Consider the following 4,889-nt stretch of genomic DNA (forward strand, 5'->3'; position numbering starts at 1 on the left):
CCAGCCACGCCTTCGGGCGGCCCGGCCGGCGGGCCCAGCCTCGTTCACCCGATCGAACCGGACAGCCAGCGCCTTGAGGCCGGCGCAGCGACCTTCCGAATGCTCGCTGATCCCACCCGGCTACACATCCTCTGGCTCCTCACACAGGGACCGGCCGACGTCGGAACCCTCGTCACTGCGACCGGAGCCAATCGCACCGCTGTCAGCCAGCACTTGGCTAAACTTCGGCTCTCGAATCTGGTGTCCACGCGCAAAGTAGCACGCAATATCGTCTACAGCATTATCGACGGACACCTCACCCGCCTGATCCTCGAAGGCGTCAATCACGCGGATCACCGCGTCACCGGCGAACCAACCCACGAATAGAAACAACCAGCCCACTGCACGACCCGGATGGCAGTGCGGGCCGGGTTTGCAAAAAGGGGAGGTTTGTCTTGTAGAATGTTTTTTGTGAGGCCCTGACCGGCTCGGGCGTTTTCCCCCATTTCTCCCGCCCGGTCAGGGCCTTCTTTCTGTTCCCGGCCCCTTCAGACCGGCCAGCTCGTTCGCAAGATTCCCGCGGGCAGTATCAAGCCATAACCGTTGCGCGCGCTGCGTGCGATACAGCGGATCGACTCCCAGCAAGCTACGGACGACGCCGGCACGTCCTGTGATGAAGTCGGCGTCCGGCACGGAAGCGTATTCCTCCCGGACGGCGGCGACATACCGCGCGTAGTCCGCGGGTGAACCCCCGAGCACCGCGAGATCGGCGTCACACAGCAGTGCACCTGCGCGGTCGTCCGCCGAGGGGGAGTGGGAGATGGTCAGGAGGACGAGCCGCTGGACTTCCGCAATATCGTCGGGGGGAAGGTCGCCGAGGAGCTTCCCCGCGAGCGCAGCGGAACTGCGTTCGTCACCCGCAACCCCCTGGTACACCGCGTCGTGGAACCACGCAGCGAGCTGCACCGAGCGGCGGATGGCGGCGCCGTCGTCGTCGTCGAGTAAGGCGTCGAGTAAGGCGTCGAGCGCCTCGAGAACCGCGAGCAGGTGCGCGTAGGTGTGGTACCGGCGGTGCGGCTCGCCCCACCGGGCCAGGAGCTCCTCGCCGACCTGCGCAGCACCGGGCAGGTCCGGGAACGAGTCCACTGACAGGGCGTGCCACCGCAGGCTGAGCGTGCGCCGGAGGCGCCCGGGCCGCCGTCGGGCAGGAATCCGCAGCCCACTGGCCAAGAGCAGGCGCACCAGTTCCCCTCCTTCCACCTCCCTTGCACCGCGCCGGACAAGATCGCGGTAGCGCCGGGCCGGAACGTCATAGTGGTCCAGGTCGAAAGCCCTCGGCCCGATTCCCGCCGCCGAGGCGAACGAGTGAAGTTCCTCGAGGGAGGAATCCGAAACGAGGTGGGAAAATACGGTTCCGTGGGCAGGCCAGCGAGGGGGATCGATGAAAACGGCCATGCCGCAGTTTAGGCGCACGCCGCTATGTACAGGCAGGGAAGCGTATGCCATTCTTCCTAGAGGCACCATCCATCCTCACGAATCCGGACTTCATCGGGGCAGTCATGAGCACTCCTGGAACCAGCACCACCCTCCTTGCCATCGGCACCAAGAAAGGATTGTGGCTCGCCACCAGCAACGACCGGCAGTCCTGGACCCTTTCCGAGCCGAAATTCCCGATGCAGGAGGTGCCCGCCATCGGCATCGACACGCGCGGCGGCCGCACGCGCATCCTCGTGGGCAGCATGTCGTGGCACTGGGGCCCCTGCATCGTCCACTCCGACGACCTCGGCGCAACCTGGACCGAGCCCCAGGAAGGCGGTATCCGCTTCGACGCCGGGGATGACGCCGCGCTTGCACGCGTCTGGCAGATCCAGCCCGACGCCGAGAACCGCCCGGGCGTCGTCTGGGCCGGCTGCGAGCCTATCTCCGTGTGGAAATCCACCGACGGCGGTGAACACTTCGAGCTGAACCGGGGCCTGTGGGACCACCCCCACCGCTCCGAGTGGGGTGCCGGTTTCGGCGGCGCAGCCGCCCACACCGTGCTGCCCAGCCCGGCCGACGATACCGTCCACGCAGCCATGAGCACTGGCGGAGTCTACCGCTCGCTCGATGGCGGTTCTTCCTGGGAGCCGCGCAACAGCGGTATTTCGGCCTACTTCCTGCCCGATCCCCAGCCCGAATTCGGGCAGTGCGTCCACAAGGTGGCGCGGGATGCCGAGAACCCCGACCGCCTGTACGCGCAGAACCACCACGGCGTCTACGTGTCGGAGGACTCCGGCGATACCTGGCAGTCCATTGCGGACGGGCTCCCCTCCGACTTCGGCTTCGTGATGCTCTCCCACCCCCGCCGCGGTGGGACCGCCTGGGTGATCCCACTGAAGGCCGACGGCGAACGGTTCCCTCCCGACGGCAAGCTCGCAGTCCACCGGACCGACGACGCCGGCACCACCTGGCGGCAACTGGACCATGGGCTTCCGCCACTCGAATACAACGCAGTGCTGCGCGACGCTGCCTGCGTCGACACTGCCGAGCCGGCCGGCGTCTATTTCGGCACCCGGGGCGGCAGCGTGTACGCGAGTGCCGACGAGGGCGCCACGTTCACCGAAGTGGCCTCCCACCTGCCGGACGTGCTCACGGTGCGCGCCGACGTCGTCGCCGGGTAGCCCCCGATGACCGACGGCGCCGTCACCGTGTTGATTCCCACCCTGCTGAGGCGCTTCCTGGACGGCCGCAGCGAGGTTCCCGTGGCGGTCAGTGGACCCACCACTGTGGAACATCTGCTCAATACGGTCGGAGACGGCAGGCCCTTGCTGAGCCAGCGGATCCGGGATGAGACAGGGAGCCTGCGCCGCTACGTCAATATCTATGTCGACGGCGAGGACGTGCGCGGATTGGACCTCCTCGACACTCCGGTGAATCCCGGCGCCACAGTCATGATCATCCAGTCGGTGGCGGGCGGGTAGATTGAAGCGATGGAACCAGAAACCACCCCGTTCGATCCTGATGATCCGGGGATGCAGTCCGAAGCTGCGCTGAACTCCCTCGTCCGCCGCATCGAGGCGGAGATCGCGGAGCTGCACTTCGAGCGTTTCTCCAACAACAACGCCATATCCCTCGGGATGCTTCTCGTGGAACTGGGTACCACCCGTGCGCTGCCCATCGCCGTCGACATCAGGCAGTCCGACCACGTGCTCTTCCACGCTGCACTCGACGGCGCAACCCCCGACAATGATCTCTGGCTCAGGGCCAAGAGCCGCACTGCAGCGCGGTACGCCATACCTTCACTCCTCGTGGGGCTCAGGGCGCGGCAGTGCGGCGGGCGCGCCGAGGACAATCCCCTGTTCGACACCGCGATCTACGCAGCGCATGGCGGCTCGTTCCCCTTCTACATCCGTGGCGCAGGCCCGGTGGCCACAGTCACCGTTTCCGGGTTGCCGCAGGTCCAGGACCACAACCTGGTGGTCGAGGCTTTGAGGCTCCACCAGCGCGCCGCCGCAGGATAAGCGCATGATTTTCTGAATTCCAGGAGTTCGGGGCCGAAGGGCATCCGCGCGCTTCATGATGAGTTTCATCGCACGGCCTCACGCCCCAAGGGTTTCCCAACCGCGCGTTGGTTTAGTAGGGGCAGGCGGTCTCCCACAGGTGAGCGCCAGGACATTGGCGGGGTACAACGTCTTTTTCCTCCTTCGTGGGGAAGTTTATGGAGATCGTGATGACAAAGTTTTGGCCGTTCACCGGTACTCGAAAAGCTGCATGGAACAATCGGGTGGCCGCACGATCAGGCCTCAGCGCGTTCATTGTTCTCGCAGCGGTTTCCACCTCCGGCTACCAGAGCCCAGGATCAACGTCGCAGTTACACAGCGTAAGCAGCGCCTCGATCGGAGGCGACGCGCGTACCGGCATTGACGAGGACACTTCCTTCGAGCGGGCAGGACGCGGTTTTCTTGCGCCACGCGGCGCATTGGCGGGCGCTCCTGATTCCGCGGACCCCCTGAGCGACGACTTCACACCGCCGAAGGCCTCGCCGGCGGAGAACCGATTCAAGATCGTTCGGGCGCGAAGTGCCCATACCCTCCTCGCCCACTCGTCCACGGAATCCCTGCAGGTCGAGAGGCCGGCCGCCGGCACGCTGGTGGCGCCACTTCGGCAGCTCAACTCGAGTTCATCCTTCGGCCTCCGCACCAATCCCCTCGACGGTTCCCCCGGAGAGTTCCACTGGGGCCTGGACTTCGCTGCATCCTGCGGAACGATCGTGTTCTCCGCGGATGCCGGAGTCGTGACCTCCGTGGGATGGCACGCGGGGGGTGGAGGCAACCGCGTGGAGCTGGACCACGGAAATGGGCTGGTAACCACCTACAGCCATCTGGAGAGCATCTCGGTCAAGAAAGGTGACGCGGTGAATGTGAGCACCGCCATCGCCAAGGTCGGAACCACCGGCTCTTCCACCGGCTGCCATCTCCACTTCGAAACAATCCTGAATGGCGCCTATGCGGACCCAGGGAACTGGAGGCTCGTACCCGTCGGGGAGCAGAACTACCGGCCAGGTCCCGTCATCGCTGACTACGCTCGCGGGTTCGCCCCCGAACCGGAATTTCTACCCATCTGGGCGCCGGTATTCAACAAGCGCTTCGACAATCCGACGGTCCGCGTGCCCGCCCCGCCCGCCGAGATCATCCAGGCAGGCCCTTTTCTGCCGATGCCGGCTCCAAGGCAGTCGACGCTGAAAACCCTGGCACCGCCGCAGGCCTCTTCATCCGACAAGACGCAGAACACCGACGCTCCGTCGAGGACCATCCCCTCCCCACTGCAGAAATCCGTCTTCGATCCGAAACCCTCCGAGACACCGTCCTCGCCCTCCTCGAAGTCGCCGTCATCCCCGTCCTCACCCGACACCAAAAACCCGACGACGGATG

General features: G+C 65.6%; 6 protein-coding genes. 5 read left to right on the forward strand and 1 reads right to left on the reverse strand.

The features are described from left to right. Positions 1-366, forward strand: a 366-nt coding sequence (locus Y705_RS0101275) for an ArsR/SmtB family transcription factor (RefSeq protein WP_026531557.1), incomplete at its 5' end; no start/stop codon positions are given. Between the two features lie 132 nt (positions 367-498). On the opposite strand, the gene Y705_RS0101280 is transcribed toward Y705_RS0101275, so the two are convergent. After that, a complete protein-coding gene (locus Y705_RS0101280; RefSeq protein WP_026531558.1) occupies positions 499-1,434 on the reverse strand; it encodes a DUF4031 domain-containing protein in 936 nt (311 codons plus the stop codon). Positions 1,435-1,538: 104 nt separating this feature from the next. Between Y705_RS0101280 and Y705_RS0101285 the strand changes: the two genes are divergently transcribed. The 4 genes from Y705_RS0101285 to Y705_RS20855 all read left to right on the forward strand — a co-directional run. Next, positions 1,539-2,639 (forward strand): WD40/YVTN/BNR-like repeat-containing protein, encoded by a 1,101-nt coding sequence (locus tag Y705_RS0101285; protein ID WP_026531559.1) that lies wholly within the window; start codon positions 1,539-1,541, stop codon positions 2,637-2,639. 6 nt (positions 2,640-2,645) lie between these two features. Next, complete coding sequence (locus tag Y705_RS0101290) at positions 2,646-2,939, forward strand: MoaD/ThiS family protein (RefSeq protein WP_026531560.1); 294 nt, start codon at positions 2,646-2,648, stop codon at positions 2,937-2,939. 9 nt (positions 2,940-2,948) lie between these two features. Next, positions 2,949-3,479, forward strand: a complete 531-nt coding sequence (locus tag Y705_RS0101295) for a heme-degrading domain-containing protein (protein ID WP_049822087.1) — start codon at positions 2,949-2,951, stop codon at positions 3,477-3,479. A 263-nt stretch (positions 3,480-3,742) separates the two neighbouring features. Then, positions 3,743-4,889, forward strand: a 1,147-nt coding sequence (locus tag Y705_RS20855) for a M23 family metallopeptidase (RefSeq protein ID WP_253908434.1), incomplete at its 3' end; no start/stop codon positions are given.

The sequence above is a fragment of the Arthrobacter sp. H41 genome (assembly GCF_000520535.1).
Classification (GTDB): domain Bacteria; phylum Actinomycetota; class Actinomycetes; order Actinomycetales; family Micrococcaceae; genus Arthrobacter_D.